Genomic DNA, 15,226 nt, shown 5'->3' with positions numbered 1-15,226 from the left:
TTAGGTAACCTCCCTCCGGAATTTCTTAGGTTCCGAAATTATTTAAATTAAATGATAACCGCTTTTTCTACAATTTCCAATACGCGGAAACGTTTCGTAGCTGATAGCGGACGAGTTTCCATGATGCGAACTACGTCGCCCATTTTCGCTTCGTTTAGCTCATCATGAGCTTTATATTTCTTAGAGTATTTTACACGTTTGCCATAGAATGCGTGCTTCTTTTGAGTTTCAACCATTACTGTAACGGTTTTGTCCATTTTGTCAGACACAACACGGCCTGTGTATACTTTGCGTTGGTTACGCTCAGTCATACTTGCAAACCTCCTCTCGATTTATCAGTTATTGCCACTGAGTACTCTTTCGTGAATCACAGTTTTCATACGGGCAATCGCTTTACGTACTTCGCGGATGCGAGCAGTATTTTCTAATTGACCAGTAGCCAATTGGAAGCGAAGGTTGAAAAGCTCTTCTTTCAGTGATTTCACTTTTTGTTCAATCTCAGCAGTGGTTAGGTCACGGATTTCATTAGCTTTCATTCGATTCACCACCAATTTCTTCGCGTTTTACGAACTTCGTTTTGATTGGAAGTTTGTGAGATGCAAGGCGTAATGCTTCGCGTGCCACTTCTTCAGATACTCCACCAAGTTCGAACATGATTTTACCAGTTTTGACAACGGCTACCCAGCCTTCAGGTGAACCTTTACCAGATCCCATACGTACCTCTAGAGGCTTTTTCGTATATGGTTTATGCGGGAATATTTTAATCCAGACTTTACCGCCACGTTTCATGTAACGAGTCATGGAAATACGTGCTGCTTCGATTTGACGGTTAGTGATCCAAGATGATTCTAGTGCTTGGAGACCAAATTCGCCGAATGCGATTTCTTTACCGCCTTTAGCTTCTCCGCGCATCTTGCCACGGTGCTCTCTACGATATTTAACGCGTTTAGGCATTAACATATTATTTGCCTCCTTCCTCAGATTTCTTCTTAGTTGGAAGGACTTCACCGCGGTAGATCCATACTTTTACGCCAAGCTTACCATAAGTTGTGTCTGCTTCAGCATGCGCATAATCAATATCAGCGCGGAGCGTATGGAGCGGAACAGTACCTTCACTGTAGTGTTCAGCACGCGCAATGTCAGCGCCGCCTAGACGTCCAGATACTTGAGTTTTGATTCCTTTAGCGCCAGAACGCATTGTGCGTTGGATCGCTTGTTTTTGTGCACGACGGAAAGACACTCGGTTTTCCAATTGACGTGCAACACTTTCAGCAACCAATCTTGCATCAAGGTCAGCTCTTTTGATTTCAATGATGTTGATGTGTACACGCTTGCCAGTCATAGAGTTAAGCTGTTTGCGAAGTACTTCTACTTCAGATCCACCTTTACCAATTACCATACCTGGTTTCGCTGTGTGAATAGTTACGTTAACACGGTTTGCAGCGCGTTCAATTTCGATTTTAGAAACTGAAGCTTCTTTCAAACGTGCTTCAACATATTCACGGATTTTAATATCTTCGTGAAGAAGTGTCGCATAATCTTTCTCAGCGTACCATTTAGATTCCCAATCACGAATGATTCCGATACGCATCCCAATTGGATGTATTTTTTGTCCCACGAATTATCCCTCCTTCTTGTCAGATACCACTAGTGTGATGTGGCTTGTGCGTTTATTAATTGCGCTTGCGCGTCCCATTGCACGTGGACGGAAACGTTTAAGTGTTGGACCTTCGTCAACGAATACTTCACTGATGACCAAGTCATTCAGATCCATTTCGTAGTTGTGTTCAGCGTTAGCAGCTGCAGATTTCAATAACTTCTCAACAACAATAGATGCTGCTTTCGGAGTGTGGTTCAAAATCGCAACAGCTTCGCCAATTTGCTTGCCTCGGATTAAATCTACTACTAAACGGACTTTACGAGGAGCAATACGTACTGTTCTAGCGACAGCTTTTGCTTGCATGGGGAAATCCTCCTCTCAATTAACGTCTTGTTTTCTTATCGTCTGCACCATGACTAGCGTATTTGCGTGTTGGAGCGAATTCGCCTAGTTTATGGCCCACCATGTCTTCAGTCACATATACAGGGATGTGTTTACGACCATCGTATACTGCGATTGTTTGTCCGATGAATGTCGGGAAAATTGTAGAACGGCGAGACCAAGTTTTGATCACTTGTTTTTTCTCAGAATCCTTTTGTGCTTCAACTTTTTTCATAAGATGATCATCAACAAAAGGTCCTTTTTTCAAGCTGCGGCCCATGTGGGATCCTCCCTTCGTGATTGCACCACGGTTCTTTCAGCGAACCGTAGCGGAATCAAATTATTTTTTACGACGACGCACGATAAATTTATCTGACTTGTTCGTTTTCTTACGTGTCTTGTACCCAAGAGTTGGTTTGCCCCAAGGAGACATTGGTGATTTACGTCCGATTGGCGAACGTCCTTCACCACCACCGTGTGGGTGATCGTTAGGGTTCATTACAGATCCGCGGACTGTTGGGCGGTTACCCTTCCAGCGGTTACGTCCTGCTTTACCAATGTTGATCAATTCGTGCTGCTCATTTCCTACTGCACCGATAGTTGCGCGGCAAGTAGCAAGGATCATGCGAACTTCGCCTGATTGCAAACGAACTGTTACGTATTTTCCTTCTTTACCCAAAACCTGAGCTGAAGTTCCTGCAGAACGAACTAGTTGTCCGCCGCCGCCTGGCTTCAATTCGATGTTGTGGATTGTAGAACCCATTGGGATGTTTGACAACGGCAAAGCGTTACCTGCCTTGATGTCTGCTTCAATACCTGACATAAGTTGAGTTCCAACTTCGACTCCTTTAGGAGCGAGGATGTAACGTTTCTCACCATCAGCGTAGTGAATCAACGCGATGTTTGCAGAACGGTTTGGATCGTACTCAATTGTAGCAACGCGTCCTGGAATGCCATCTTTGTTACGTTTGAAGTCAATAACACGGTATTGGCGTTTATGTCCACCACCGTGGTGGCGTACAGTTATTTTACCTTGGTTGTTACGGCCGCCCTTGCGCTTTACAGGTCGTAAAAGCGATTTTTCAGGTTTGTTCGTTGTGATTTCAGCGAAATCTGAACTCGTCATGTTACGACGACCGTTAGTGGTAGGTTTATATTTTCTTATCCCCACGTTGTTTCCCTCCTTCTTTAATAGTCCTATAAGAACTTATAAAAATTAAATTTCGAACAATTCGATGTCTTTAGATTCAGCAGTCAATTTAACAATCGCTTTACGGCGTTTGTTTGTGTATCCTGCATGTTTGCCCATACGCTTGAATTTACCTTTGTAGTTCATGATGTTGACTTTCTCAACTTTCACGCCAAAGATCTCCTGTACGGCTTGTTTAACTTGGGTTTTGTTTGCGCGAGTGTCCACTTCAAAAGTGTACTTTTTCTCTGCCATTACTTCAGATGATTGCTCAGTAATGACTGGACGCTTTATTACATCACGTGCTTCCATTAACTAAGCACCTCCTCAATTTTCTCAATCGCTGCTTTTGTCATAACAATCTTGTCATGTCCAAGCAAGTCTAAAACGTTAATACCATCTGCTGCTACTACTGTCATACCGTGAAGGTTACGTGCAGATTTTGCTACGTTCTCATCAAGGTCAGCAGTTACGAACAAAGCTTTTTTGCCAATTGAAAGATCTTGGATCAACTGGTTGAAAGATTTTGTTTTCGGTGCATCAAATGTCAACCCTTCAAGTACCATCAAGTTTTCTCCGATAACTGCAGATGAAAGTGCAGAACGTAGAGCTAAACGACGTACTTTTTTAGGAAGTTTGTAGCTATAGCTACGTGGAGTTGGTCCGAATACGATACCGCCTCCGCGCCATTGTGGTGAACGGATCGACCCTTGACGAGCACGTCCAGTTCCTTTTTGACGCCATGGTTTTTTACCACCACCAGCTACTTCAGAACGGTTTTTTACTTTATGGTTACCTTGACGAAGTGAAGCGCGTTGAGACACTACTGCGTCAAATAACACTGATTCATTTGGCTCGATACCGAATACATAGTCGTTCAATTCGATGTCGCCCACTTGTGAACCTGTTTGATTTAATAAAGCTACTTTAGGCATTCTTGTTTCCTCCTTTCTCTAAAAAATTATTATTTCGCTTTAATTGCCGATTTAACACGGATCAATGCTTTGCGAGAACCAGGAACATTACCTTTAACAAGAAGCAGGTTACGTTCAAGATCAACCTTCACGATTGAAAGGTTTTGAATCGTAATTGTCGTGCCACCCATTTGACCAGGTAATTTCTTCTGTTTGAATACGCGGTTAGGAGCAACCGGACCCATTGAACCAGGACGACGGTGGTAACGTGAACCGTGAGACATTGGTCCGCGAGATTGTCCGTGGCGTTTAATAACACCTTGGAAACCTTTACCTTTTGTTGTTCCTGTGACATCTACTACATCGCCTTCTGCGAATACATCTACTTTGACTTCTTGACCAATCTCGTAATCAGCTAAGTTTACATTGCGAAGTTCGCGAATGAAGCGCTTAGGAGCAGTGTTCGCTTTTGCTACGTGTCCTTTAGAAGGTTTGTTTGAAAGCTTTTCGCGCTTGTCTTCAAAACCTAATTGGATTGCTTCGTAGCCGTCAACCTCAACTGTTTTCTTTTGAAGCACTACGTTTGGAGAAGCTTCAATAACAGTTACAGGGATTAAATCACCGTTCTCAGCAAAAACTTGCGTCATACCGATTTTTCTACCTAAGATTCCTTTGGTCATGTTGTCACACCTCCTGTGGTTATTTATGTTTTCTATTTCGTTTACCGATTAAAGTTTAATTTCAATGTCAACGCCTGATGGTAAATCAAGTTTCATTAACGCATCGACAGTTTGTGGTGTCGGGTTAACGATATCGATTAGACGTTTGTGTGTGCGCATTTCAAATTGCTCACGAGCATCTTTGTACTTATGGACAGCACGCAAGATTGTGTAGACCGATCTTTCAGTCGGCAACGGTATCGGACCCGATACGCTTGCACCTGAACGTTTAGCGGTTTCTACAATTTTCTCGGCAGACTGATCAAGAATTCTGTGATCATATGCTTTTAAACGGATACGAATTTTTTGTTTTGCCATTATTTTCCCTCCTTTTCGCCTATTTTTTGATAGACATTCTCCACGAAAATTTTCCAATCACTCGCCATGGCAAAGCGGCCGGGTGTATCGGTAACCTCTCGCTTCATCGCAGTCAAAGACCAACATTCACCATTATACAAAAGAAAAAAGAATTCCGCAAGTGTTTCCACGAAATTCTTTTCAATTCGCTTTTATTAGTATAACAGGATATTTTAGAACTTCAAGCCTGATGGTAATAGTCCGAACATTTCGAGCTTAGCCCAATATCATAGCGGCAATCCAACCGAAAATTACTAATGGAATATTGTAGTGAAGGAAGGTGGGAACACAGGTATCCCAGATGTGATTATGCTGTCCATCCACATTCAAGCCGGCTGTTGGGCCAAGCGTTGAATCAGAAGCTGGCGAACCCGCATCACCCAGTGCTCCCGCGGTGCCGATCAAAGCAATGATCGCCATCGTCGAGAATTCGAATTCTAAACTCAACGGTACGAAGATGGCAGCGATGATCGGAATCGTGGCAAACGATGAACCGATGCCCATCGTCACAAACAAGCCGACGACAAGCATTGCTAATGCCGCAATGCCCTTATTGCCTGCAAATAGTTCTGATACACTGTCAACCAGCGGCTCGACAGCTCCTGTCGCCTGTATGACCGAAGCGAAGCCATTTGCCGTAATCATAACAAACCCAATAAAGGCCATCATGCGCATACCTTCCGTAAGGACTTCGTCAGCTTCGCGCCATTTCATTGCGCCAAAGACATATAGCACCAAGATCCCGGCAAGCGCTCCGATGATCATTGAATCCGTCTGAATCTGGGCATACAATGCGGCGATCAGTGCCACGATCGTGACGATGACATCTTTCGTTGAAGCCGTCTTTTTCAAAGTTCCTTCTATAGTAGAAGAGGTTTTGCGATATTCACGCGGCTTGCGGTAGGAGATGAACACCGCGATGATCAATCCCACCAATAAGCCGGCTACAGGAATCGCCATCGCTTTTGGAATGTCAGCCATGTCGATCGTCAGACCTGCAAGTTCCATCTGCGTAAAGACTATCTCATGGAAAATCAATCCGAAGCCGTATGGCAATAAAATATAAGGAGCAGTCAGACCAAAAGTCAGAACGGCCGCAATCAGTCGGCGATCAATCCGCAGCTCATTTAAAATGTGCAAAATCGGTGGAACCAATAAAGGAATAAAAGCGATGTGAATCGGAATCAGGTTTTGCGAGAAGATAGCCATCGCCAGCAGCGCGATGATGATGAGGGCTTTCGCTAAATTTTCCCGTGTCGCCTCTCCGTCTTTATTGACTAGCTTTAGAACTCCTGAAACAAGAAGCTCCGGTATGCCCGTGCGTGAAATCGCTACGGCAAATCCACCGAGCATGGCGTAGCTGAGCGCAATGGTTGCCCCTTCCCCTAACCCGTCTGTAAATGAGGTTAATGTGTCCACAAAGGATAATCCGCCGCTCAATCCACCTGCAAGCGCCCCAATCAATAAAGCAAAGACGACATTCACACGCAATAAGCTCAATACGAGCATGACTAAGACAGCGATAATAACTGCATTCATAAATAAACTCTCCTTTAGTTTGCTAAAGCGTTAAAGTACACACTTTAAATTAACAAAACGCGAAAAGCTTGTCAACAGCCTATTGCTGATTTGTTTGCAGATAAAAAATCCAAAAACAAAGACCTTCTACGGTTTACGTAAAAGGTCTTCTTAAAAAGACTTATCAAGTTGTTTACCTGTACTCCATTAAGCCCGCCGCTGCCTTTCTTCATAAGCCGCGATATAGGCATCGTACTGGAACGTCAACGCGATTTCATCCCAGCCCTTCAGCAGCATTTCTTTCCAATAAGGGTCAATATCAAATTCATAGCGTATGCCGTCCTGTCCAGTGACAGTCTGATCGGCCAAGTTGATTTCCAACTTGAACTCCTCACGCTGTCCCTTATCTAGCAGCTCATTGACCTCCTGATCCTTTAAGCGGATTGGCAAAATGCCATTTTTCACACAGTTGTTATAGAAGATGTCTGCATAACTGGGAGCGATGACTACACGGAAGCCGTAATCTAAAATCGCCCACGGAGCATGTTCACGAGAAGAACCGCAACCGAAATTTTCTTGTGCGACCAGAATTTCGGAGTCGTTGAATCGAGGGTCATTCAGAACAAAGTCTTCTATCGGTGTTCCATCAGCATGAAAGCGCCAATGATAAAATAGGTATTTGCCGAATCCCGTTCGTTCAATACGCTTCAGAAACTCTTTTGAGATGATTTGGTCAGTATCTACGTTTTTTCGTTCAAGCGGAGTCAAAACGCTTGAGATTTTATTGATCGGTTTCATCGATAGGCCTCCTCATTTCTGTCTGTCATGCTGATGGTACCGGCTCTTTCATATAATTACGGACATCGGTCAAGTGACCTTCAATCGCAGCGGCAGCTGCCATGACGGGGCTCACCAGGTGCGTCATCGATCCCGCTCCTTGGCGTCCTTCGAAATTCCGGTTGGAAGTAGATGCACAGCGTTCGCCTGCAGGCACCGAGTCCTCATTCATTGCTAGGCACATACTGCAGCCTGTCTCACGCCACTCAAAGCCCGCTTCAAGAAAGACTTGGTCCAACCCTTCCTGTTCAGCTGCACGTTTGACCGTTTCAGATCCAGGAACGACAATTGCCGTTACGGACGGATGTACTTTTTTGCCTTTGACAATTTCACTCGCTGCGCGCAAATCGCCGAGGCGTGCGTTTGTGCAAGAACCAATAAACACATGTTGGATATCAATAGAAGTAAGCGGCGTTCCTTCTTCTAGGTGCATATAGGCCAATGCTTGCTTCAACGCATCTCTATCTGACTGTTTATCGTAATCAGCAGCAGACGGGACGCGTTCCGCAATGCCTGAACCCATTGAAGGGTTAGTGCCCCACGTTACGAATGGAGAAATCTCATCTGCATGAATGGTAACTGTCGCGTCGTACTGCGCACCTTCATCTGTTGCAAGAGCCAGCCAACGGGCAGCTTCTTTTTCAAACGCTTCACCTTCAGGCACGTGTCTGCGCCCTCTCAAATATTCCACCGTTGTTTCATCCGGACTGATCAAGCCTGCCCGCGCACCGGCTTCAATTGACATATTGCAGATGGTCATGCGTTCTTCCATCGATAAACCACGGATCGCTTCACCCGTGTACTCCATAATATAGCCTGTTCCCATGTCGATGCCGAATTTCGAAATAATAGCCAAGATGACGTCTTTAGAAGAAACGCCAAAACCTAGCTTGCCGTCAATCCGCACTTCCATGGTTTTCGGCTTTGATTGCCATAAAGTCTGAGTGGACAGGACATGCTCTACTTCACTAGTACCGATTCCGAACGCCAATGCACCAAAGGCACCATGCGTCGAAGTATGGCTGTCACCGCAGACGATGGTCTTGCCAGGTTGTGTCAAGCCCAGTTCCGGGCCAATGACATGCACAATCCCTTGGTCTGGATGATTGATGCCTGCAAGCGGCACACCGAATTCATCACAATTGTCTTGCAAAGTTTTAATTTGCTTCCGCGAAATGGGATCCGTAATCGTCTCCCGGTTTCTTGTCGGAACATTATGGTCCATGGTTGCGAAGCAAAGGTCGGGACGGCGAACTTTTCTTCCGTTCAGCCGAAGCCCTTCAAACGCTTGCGGAGATGTCACCTCATGCAATAAATGAAGATCAATATATAGCAGGTCCGGCTTGCCTTTCTCTTCGAAGACGATATGTTGTTCCCAAATTTTCTCTATGATTGTTTTTGCCATGCGAACCGCTCCTTTCACTTATACATAAGAATACATAATGTGTTCTGATACAAATTCTCTTTCCAATTCTTCTACCACTTTCGTTACAAATCGATCAGTAGAAACTACACGTTTCCCATGCCCAGCCAAGTCACCTGTGCAATAGCCGTCTTCGAGAACTCCCATAACCGCTTTCTCAATAGCTGCAGCTTCTGTATGAAGGCCGAATGAATGCTTGAACATCATCGCGACCGACAGGATGGCAGCCGATGGATTCGCTTTATTTTGTCCTGCGATATCCGGTGCTGAACCGTGTACGGGTTCGTAAAGCCCGAAGCCGTCTGAACGGATGCTCGCAGATGGCAGCATGCCAAGTGAACCGGTGATCACTGAAGCTTCGTCGCTCAAGATGTCACCAAACATATTCTCCGTTACCATAACATCGAAAGCACGCGGATCGGTGATCAGTTTCATTGCAGCTGAATCGACCAGCATATGCTCCACTTCAATATCCGGATAAGCTTTACGGCGCTCTTCTACAACTTCACGCCATAGTTTACTGGTTTCCAGTACATTGGCTTTATCGACCGAAGTCACTTTGCCTCTGCGTGTACGGGCAATTTCAAATGCTTGATTTACAATGCGTTCGATTTCCTGTCTTGTATAAACCAAGGTATCCACCGCTGATTTTTCCGACCGGCGCTTCGGTTCTCCGAAATACAGACCGCTCGTCAATTCACGGACAATGACCATGTCCACTTCTTTCGCTACTTCTTCTTTTAATGGAGAAGAAGCCAGCAATGCAGGCACCGCTTTGACAGGGCGGATATTGGCAAACAAATCGAAATGCTTACGGATGTTCAAAAGTCCTTTTTCAGGACGCAGGTGAGCAGGATTGCTGTCCCATTTTGTTCCTCCGACCGCACCGAGGAGAATCGCGTCACTCGCTTCGCAAACATCAATAGTTTGCTGAGGCAGCGGGTTATCGAATTGATCAACCGCGGTACCTCCGATTGCCGCGTGCTTCAAATGAAAAGTATGTCCATAACGCATTGCGATGGATTGCAGCACCTTTACCGCTGCATCTGTTACTTCTGGTCCGATTCCGTCTCCTGGCAATACCGCTATTGTTTTTTTCATTTTAAATTCCTCCTCTTTTGATCTGTTCTTTTTACACTGCCGACATCCTAACTTTCTTACCTGTTTGCACAATTTGACGATTGACTGCGTTTAAATAAGCTTTTGCTGTTGCTTCCAAAACATCCTGCGCGACATCGCGTCCTGTCACTGTCTCTCCGTCATAACTCATATTGATAACAGCCTCGCCCAGTGCATCGCGTCCTTTGCCAATAGAGGTTACACGGTAATCTAAAATATGAACTTTGCCTTCTACAATTCGTTCCAATGTGTTAAAAATCGCTTCGACCGATCCAGCTCCAGTAGCTGCTTCATTAATTAATTCACCATTCGGGTGATAAGCAGAAGCCGTAGCAGTTGGAATGTTTGCCGTACCATATTGCACTTGAACACTTTCCAACTTGTAAACCGGTGTTTCAGTATCATGAATCTGCTGATCTGTCAGCAATACGTAAAGGTCGTCTTCTACAATCTCTTTTTTGCGATCGGCTAGTTTCTTAAATTCAATAAATGCTTTGTTCAACTTCTCATCTGTTAAATCAAAGCCCATTTTGACGGCGCGGTCTTTAAAGGCGTGGCGCCCAGAATGTTTGCCAAGCACCAATTCAGTTGCTGCATCGCCAATCAATTCTGGTGTAATGATTTCATAGGTCAACGGATTCTTCAGCATGCCGTCCTGGTGGATGCCAGATTCATGGGCAAAAGCATTTTTGCCGACAACCGCTTTATTCGGTTGAATCAGGCTGCCTGTCAATTGGCTAACCAACTGGCTTGTGCGTTTGATTTCGTGAAGGTTGATACCCGTTTCGATATTGAAAATTTGTTTGCGAATGTGTAAAGCGACTGCAATTTCCTCGAGTGCGACGTTGCCGGCGCGTTCTCCAATGCCATTAATAGTCCCTTCCACTTGAGTGGCACCATTTTCAATTGCCGCCAATGTGTTGGCCGTTGCCATGCCCAAATCATTATGGCAATGCGCGGACAACTTCACTTTGTCAATTCCTGCTACATTTTCGGTCATGTATTTGAACATTGCTCCGTATTCCTGAGGCGTCGCGTAACCAACCGTATCTGGAAGGTTGATGGTAGTCGCACCCGCTTCAATGACTTTACGAATAATATGGGCCAGAAATTCCGGATCTGAACGGGAAGCATCTTCCGCTGACCATTGGACCAACGGGAAGAACTTACGCGCATATTTCACTGATTCCACAGCAAGCTCAACAACCTGCTCAGGTGTTTTAAACAATTTAGTTTCCATATGGATAGGCGAAGTAGCTAAAAAGATGTGAATATGCGGCTGTTCCGCTCCTTTTAACGCTTCCCATGTCCGGTCAATATCACTTTGGATCGAACGGGCCAAGCCCGTTACGATGGAATTCTTCACCGTGCCTGCGATTCGCTGCACGGCATCAAAATCTCCTGGAGATGAAGCAGGAAATCCTGATTCGATAATCGTCACTCCCAGACGTTCAAGCTGGCGGGCGATTTCGATTTTCTCTGCTGTATTCAAGTTGATCCCGGCCGACTGTTCTCCGTCTCGTAATGTCGTATCGAAAATATCAATTTGTGACATTGGCGACCACCTCTTTTTGTTTAGCTTTTTTTCCTTCATTGACGAATGGCATCATCGCACGCAATTCACGTCCAACTTGCTCAATTTGGTGAGATTCTTCGGCTTTTTCAATCGCAGTAAATTCTGGACGGTTCAATTGGTTTTCAAGCAACCAGCCTTTTGCGAATTTCCCTGTTTGGATATCTGTAAGAATATCTTTCATACGAGCTTTTGTATCTGCGTCAACAACACGCGGTCCTGAAACAAAGTCTCCCCATTGAGCGGTATCGGAAATCGAGTAGCGCATTCCTGACAAGCCACCTTCGTACATTAGATCAACAATCAATTTTAATTCGTGCATGCATTCAAAATAAGCAAGTTCCGGTTGGTATCCCGCTTCCACAAGTGTTTCGAATCCAGCTTTCACCAGTGAAGTTACACCACCGCAAAGAACTGCCTGTTCTCCGAATAGATCCGTTTCTGTTTCTTCTTTAAACGTCGTTTCCAAAACGCCTGCACGTGTAGCCCCGATTCCTTTAGCGTAAGCAAGCGCCACGTCTTTAGCTTGTCCAGATACATCTTGATGAATAGCAAACAATCCAGGAACTCCGGCACCAGCTTCGTACGTACGGCGTACAAGATGCCCCGGACCTTTTGGAGCTACTAAGAACACGTCTACATCTTCCGGTGCAACAATTTGGTTAAAGTGAACATTAAAGCCGTGTGCAAAAACAAGTGATTTCCCAGCCGTTAATGAAGGTTTGATTTCTGCGTTGTAAATTTGCGTCTGTTTTTCATCCGGTACTAAGATCATGATTACGTCCGCAGCGTCTGCCGCTTCTTTTACTGTAGACACTTGCATGCCGTCATTTTTCGCTTGATCAAATGACTTGCCTGGACGTACTCCAACTACTACATCAAAACCGGATTCTTTTAAGTTTTGAGCATGTGCATGGCCCTGAGAACCATAGCCGATCACCGCAATTTTCTTTCCTTTAAGTACCTGTTCGTTTACGTCTTGGTTATAATACATTTTTGCCATTTTTAATTTCCTCCTTGGGTTTGGGTTTTTTATAGGATGTTCAATTGCGGTGTTTGTGTTTTTTGTGTCTCTCTGACAAAAGCGGATACCCCGGTTCGGGTCAGCTCTTTCACACCATACGGCCTCATCAGATCAATAAACGCTTCGATTTTTTCCGGGTCGCCTGTCACTTGGAATGTCGTTACGTTTTTGCTCATATCGACGACGGTCGCCCGGAACGGTTCAACGATGCTGAGAACTTCATTTCTGACTGCTGGTGGGACGACCACTTTGACCAGTGCCAACTCTCTCATCACCATTGCCTTATCGGTAATGTCATTCACTTTAATCACATCAATTTGCTTTTGAAGCTGCTTTAATAACTGCTCCAATTTGCCTTTGTCTTCTACATTGACCACAAAAGTCATTTTCGACATGCCAGGCTGCTCTGTGTGGCCAACCGAAATGCTTTCGATGTTGAACTGCCGTTTCATCAGCAATCCAGTCACGCGGTTCAACACCCCGCTTTGGTTGATCACCGTTGTAGTAATGACTCTTTTCATTCGCCTTTCACTCCGATCATTTCATTCAAGCCTTTGCCAGGCGCAACCATCGGATATACAGATTCCAGCTGCACCACTCGGCAATCAATCAAGGCTGGCTCGTTTGAATTAAATGCTTCTGCGAAAACCGCTTCTGCTTCTTCCATCGTTTCCACTTTGTACCCTTTAATGTCGTAAGCTTCAGCGAGCTTCACAAAGTTCGGTTGAACAGGAATCAACGATTGCGAATAACGTCCTTCGTAGAATGTTTCCTGCCACTGTCTTACCATCCCCAGACTTTGATTGTTCAAGATAACAATCTTGACCGGGAGACGAAGCTCTTGAAGCAAAGACAGCTCCTGCAAAGTCATTTGGAATCCGGCATCTCCAACAATGGAGATGACTTGCTCATCGGGTTTTGCTAATTGTGCGCCGATGGCTGCCGGGAACCCAAAGCCCATTGTCCCTAGTCCGCCTGATGTAACCCAGTTATGAGGATTATTAAAGCGGTAATATTGAGCAGCCCACATTTGATGCTGACCCACATCAGTAGTTACGACCGCATTGCCTCCGGTCAAACGATGAATCAATTCAACCGCCTGTTGAGGAAGGATGCCTTCGCGGCCTTTCACGTGATACTGAAGTGGATATTCATCTTTGTTGCCGGTTAATTCGGTTAACCATTGAGTAGTGTCTGGGCTTTCAAACGATTGGTTAAGCAATTGAACCAATGCTTCTTTAGCATCTGCAACAATCGGAATTGCTGTAGGAACATTTTTACCGATTTCTGCTGGATCGATATCGATATGGATCACTTGTGCATTAGGTGCAAAGTGAGCAAGATTCCCAGTCAACCGGTCATCGAATCGTGCACCAATGTTCATCAATACATCGCAGTCGCAAATTGCTGTATTAGCTGTATAAGTTCCGTGCATGCCAGCCATTCCTAAGAATAGTTCGTGTTCGCCAGCGATGCTGCCGAGCCCCAGCAATGTATTGGTAATCGGAATTTGATGCCGTTCCGAGAAAGTTCTTAGTTCATCTGTTGCTTTTGCGGCAAGTACACCGGCTCCCGCTAAGATCAATGGCTTTTTCGCTTGTGATAACAACTGAGCAGCTTTTTGGATCTGCAGGTAGTTCGGGTTTGTTGTTGGTTGATAGCCCGGCAAGTATACAGCCTCTTCTTCTTTATTGGATAAGAATAATTCAGTTGCGATATTTTTTGGGATGTCGACCAGAACCGGTCCTGGTCGTCCAGTAGAAGCAATGTAAAATGCCTCTTTTATAATTCTTGGCAAATCCGCCACTTTTTTCACTTGATAATTATGTTTCGTAATTGGTTGTGTGATGCCGATAATATCTGCTTCCTGGAAAGCATCTGTTCCAATAACTGAAGTTGCAACCTGACCCGTGAAGATGACCAGCGGCAAGGAATCCAGCATGGCATCCGCTATACCTGTAACTAAATTTGTAGCTCCTGGTCCCGATGTAGCAAGGACGACTCCAGTCTTACCGGAAACTCTTGCATATCCCTCAGCCGCGTGGATTGCACCTTGTTCATGTCTGGCTAATACGTGGCGTATGGGGTTTTTATGCAAGGCGTCATAAATTGGCAGCACCGCGCCTCCCGGATATCCGAAAATGATTTCTACACCCTGACCTTTCAAAGATTGAATCAGTACGTCTGCACCATTACCTGTCAGCTGCTGTTTAACTTCTTCTCTTACCTGTACGTTTACTCCCAATCCTTCCGCCTCCTTTTCTAAGTCTCCGGTGGAATAAAAACAAAGAAGCTTTTTCATCCCTACACAAAGAAACATGTTCTTCGCATAGGGATGAAAAAGCTTCATGGTACCACCCTATTTCACTGCGCAACCGCAGCCTCATGGATAAGCATTGCCTATCCGCTGATAACGATGTCTTTTAACTTGCAAGTCACCGGAACTACCTAAACAGCCGAAGCTTTTCAGCAATCCACTCAGAGGGGATGTCGTAAATGGTTGTATTACCGGCTTCCACCTATACCGGCTCTCTGTAAATACAGTTTCCAATTACTTTAACCTCGTCATTGA

General features: G+C 45.0%; 19 protein-coding genes. All 19 read right to left on the bottom strand.

The window, feature by feature from the left end; translation table 11 throughout:
- Positions 1 to 47 precede the first annotated feature (47 nt).
- The 19 genes from rpsQ to ilvB all read right to left on the bottom strand — a co-directional run bounded on the left by rpsQ (position 48) and on the right by ilvB (position 14,899).
- On the bottom strand, positions 48 to 311 hold the full coding sequence (gene rpsQ / locus FQV26_RS18135; RefSeq protein WP_008432511.1) for a 30S ribosomal protein S17: 264 nt from the start codon (positions 309 to 311) through the stop codon (positions 48 to 50).
- Positions 312 to 335: 24 nt separating this feature from the next.
- On the bottom strand, positions 336 to 536 hold the full coding sequence (gene rpmC / locus FQV26_RS18130; protein ID WP_006828936.1) for a 50S ribosomal protein L29: 201 nt from the start codon (positions 534 to 536) through the stop codon (positions 336 to 338).
- Positions 526 to 960 (bottom strand): 50S ribosomal protein L16, encoded by a 435-nt coding sequence (gene rplP, locus FQV26_RS18125; RefSeq protein ID WP_038701916.1) that lies wholly within the window; start codon positions 958 to 960, stop codon positions 526 to 528. Before rplP ends, rpmC begins: the two co-directional genes overlap by 11 nt.
- Position 961: 1 nt before the next feature.
- Positions 962 to 1,618 (bottom strand): 30S ribosomal protein S3, encoded by a 657-nt coding sequence (gene rpsC / locus FQV26_RS18120; protein ID WP_006828934.1) that lies wholly within the window; start codon positions 1,616 to 1,618, stop codon positions 962 to 964.
- A 3-nt stretch (positions 1,619 to 1,621) separates the two neighbouring features.
- Entirely contained in the window at positions 1,622 to 1,963 is a 342-nt protein-coding gene (gene rplV / locus FQV26_RS18115) for a 50S ribosomal protein L22 (protein WP_006828933.1), read from the bottom strand.
- A gap of 19 nt (positions 1,964 to 1,982) precedes the next feature.
- Positions 1,983 to 2,261 carry a 30S ribosomal protein S19 gene (gene rpsS, locus FQV26_RS18110; protein ID WP_006828932.1) on the bottom strand — a complete coding sequence of 93 codons (279 nt, stop codon included), beginning with the start codon at positions 2,259 to 2,261 and terminating at the stop codon, positions 1,983 to 1,985.
- Positions 2,262 to 2,321: 60 nt separating this feature from the next.
- Positions 2,322 to 3,152: a 50S ribosomal protein L2 gene (gene rplB, locus FQV26_RS18105; protein ID WP_142830547.1), complete on the bottom strand. Its 831-nt coding sequence runs from the start codon at positions 3,150 to 3,152 to the stop codon at positions 2,322 to 2,324.
- A gap of 45 nt (positions 3,153 to 3,197) precedes the next feature.
- The gene (rplW, locus tag FQV26_RS18100; RefSeq protein WP_006828930.1) at positions 3,198 to 3,482 is read right to left on the bottom strand and encodes a 50S ribosomal protein L23; all 285 of its coding nucleotides are present in this window, start codon (positions 3,480 to 3,482) and stop codon (positions 3,198 to 3,200) included.
- On the bottom strand, positions 3,482 to 4,105 hold the full coding sequence (rplD, locus tag FQV26_RS18095; protein ID WP_146559454.1) for a 50S ribosomal protein L4: 624 nt from the start codon (positions 4,103 to 4,105) through the stop codon (positions 3,482 to 3,484). Before rplD ends, rplW begins: the two co-directional genes overlap by 1 nt.
- 29 nt (positions 4,106 to 4,134) lie before the next feature.
- Positions 4,135 to 4,764 carry a 50S ribosomal protein L3 gene (gene rplC, locus FQV26_RS18090; RefSeq protein WP_146559453.1) on the bottom strand — a complete coding sequence of 210 codons (630 nt, stop codon included), beginning with the start codon at positions 4,762 to 4,764 and terminating at the stop codon, positions 4,135 to 4,137.
- Between the two features lie 48 nt (positions 4,765 to 4,812).
- A complete protein-coding gene (gene rpsJ, locus FQV26_RS18085; protein WP_006828927.1) occupies positions 4,813 to 5,121 on the bottom strand; it encodes a 30S ribosomal protein S10 in 309 nt (102 codons plus the stop codon).
- Between the two features lie 255 nt (positions 5,122 to 5,376).
- Positions 5,377 to 6,699, bottom strand: a complete 1,323-nt coding sequence (locus FQV26_RS18080; protein WP_146559451.1) for a Na+/H+ antiporter family protein — start codon at positions 6,697 to 6,699, stop codon at positions 5,377 to 5,379.
- A gap of 186 nt (positions 6,700 to 6,885) precedes the next feature.
- A complete protein-coding gene (gene leuD, locus FQV26_RS18075) occupies positions 6,886 to 7,476 on the bottom strand; it encodes a 3-isopropylmalate dehydratase small subunit (RefSeq protein ID WP_146559448.1) in 591 nt (196 codons plus the stop codon).
- Between the two features lie 25 nt (positions 7,477 to 7,501).
- Positions 7,502 to 8,920, bottom strand: a complete 1,419-nt coding sequence (leuC, locus tag FQV26_RS18070; RefSeq protein ID WP_146559446.1) for a 3-isopropylmalate dehydratase large subunit — start codon at positions 8,918 to 8,920, stop codon at positions 7,502 to 7,504.
- 18 nt (positions 8,921 to 8,938) lie between these two features.
- Entirely contained in the window at positions 8,939 to 10,039 is a 1,101-nt protein-coding gene (leuB, locus tag FQV26_RS18065; protein WP_146559444.1) for a 3-isopropylmalate dehydrogenase, read from the bottom strand.
- A gap of 31 nt (positions 10,040 to 10,070) precedes the next feature.
- Entirely contained in the window at positions 10,071 to 11,612 is a 1,542-nt protein-coding gene (locus tag FQV26_RS18060) for a 2-isopropylmalate synthase (RefSeq protein ID WP_146559442.1), read from the bottom strand.
- Entirely contained in the window at positions 11,599 to 12,633 is a 1,035-nt protein-coding gene (gene ilvC / locus FQV26_RS18055; RefSeq protein ID WP_146559440.1) for a ketol-acid reductoisomerase, read from the bottom strand. Before ilvC ends, FQV26_RS18060 begins: the two co-directional genes overlap by 14 nt.
- Before the next feature lie 29 nt (positions 12,634 to 12,662).
- Positions 12,663 to 13,175: an acetolactate synthase small subunit gene (gene ilvN, locus FQV26_RS18050; protein ID WP_146559438.1), complete on the bottom strand. Its 513-nt coding sequence runs from the start codon at positions 13,173 to 13,175 to the stop codon at positions 12,663 to 12,665.
- Entirely contained in the window at positions 13,172 to 14,899 is a 1,728-nt protein-coding gene (ilvB, locus tag FQV26_RS18045) for a biosynthetic-type acetolactate synthase large subunit (RefSeq protein ID WP_146559437.1), read from the bottom strand. Before ilvB ends, ilvN begins: the two co-directional genes overlap by 4 nt.
- Between the last annotated feature and the right edge of the window lie 327 nt (positions 14,900 to 15,226).

The organism is Planococcus sp. CPCC 101016, from assembly GCF_007859295.1.
Classification (GTDB): domain Bacteria; phylum Bacillota; class Bacilli; order Bacillales_A; family Planococcaceae; genus Planococcus.
Note: the sequence above shows the minus strand (reverse complement) of the source record. Positions and strands in the feature narration are given on the sequence as shown.

Bases quoted from the DNA above. Each gene is read 5' to 3' on its own strand.
- rpsQ (WP_008432511.1), bottom strand. From the start codon at position 311: ATGACTGAGCGTAACCAACGCAAAGTATACACAGGCCGTGTTGTGTCT.
- rpmC (WP_006828936.1), bottom strand. From the start codon at position 536: ATGAAAGCTAATGAAATCCGTGACCTAACCACTGCTGAGATTGAACAA.
- rplP (WP_038701916.1), bottom strand. From the start codon at position 960: ATGTTAATGCCTAAACGCGTTAAATATCGTAGAGAGCACCGTGGCAAG.
- rplV (WP_006828933.1), bottom strand. From the start codon at position 1,963: ATGCAAGCAAAAGCTGTCGCTAGAACAGTACGTATTGCTCCTCGTAAA.
- rpsS (WP_006828932.1), bottom strand. From the start codon at position 2,261: ATGGGCCGCAGCTTGAAAAAAGGACCTTTTGTTGATGATCATCTTATG.
- rplW (WP_006828930.1), bottom strand. From the start codon at position 3,482: ATGGAAGCACGTGATGTAATAAAGCGTCCAGTCATTACTGAGCAATCA.
- rplD (WP_146559454.1), bottom strand. From the start codon at position 4,105: ATGCCTAAAGTAGCTTTATTAAATCAAACAGGTTCACAAGTGGGCGAC.
- rplC (WP_146559453.1), bottom strand. From the start codon at position 4,764: ATGACCAAAGGAATCTTAGGTAGAAAAATCGGTATGACGCAAGTTTTT.
- rpsJ (WP_006828927.1), bottom strand. From the start codon at position 5,121: ATGGCAAAACAAAAAATTCGTATCCGTTTAAAAGCATATGATCACAGA.
- FQV26_RS18080 (WP_146559451.1), bottom strand. From the start codon at position 6,699: ATGAATGCAGTTATTATCGCTGTCTTAGTCATGCTCGTATTGAGCTTA.
- leuD (WP_146559448.1), bottom strand. From the start codon at position 7,476: ATGAAACCGATCAATAAAATCTCAAGCGTTTTGACTCCGCTTGAACGA.
- leuC (WP_146559446.1), bottom strand. From the start codon at position 8,920: ATGGCAAAAACAATCATAGAGAAAATTTGGGAACAACATATCGTCTTC.
- leuB (WP_146559444.1), bottom strand. From the start codon at position 10,039: ATGAAAAAAACAATAGCGGTATTGCCAGGAGACGGAATCGGACCAGAA.
- FQV26_RS18060 (WP_146559442.1), bottom strand. From the start codon at position 11,612: ATGTCACAAATTGATATTTTCGATACGACATTACGAGACGGAGAACAG.
- ilvC (WP_146559440.1), bottom strand. From the start codon at position 12,633: ATGGCAAAAATGTATTATAACCAAGACGTAAACGAACAGGTACTTAAA.
- ilvN (WP_146559438.1), bottom strand. From the start codon at position 13,175: ATGAAAAGAGTCATTACTACAACGGTGATCAACCAAAGCGGGGTGTTG.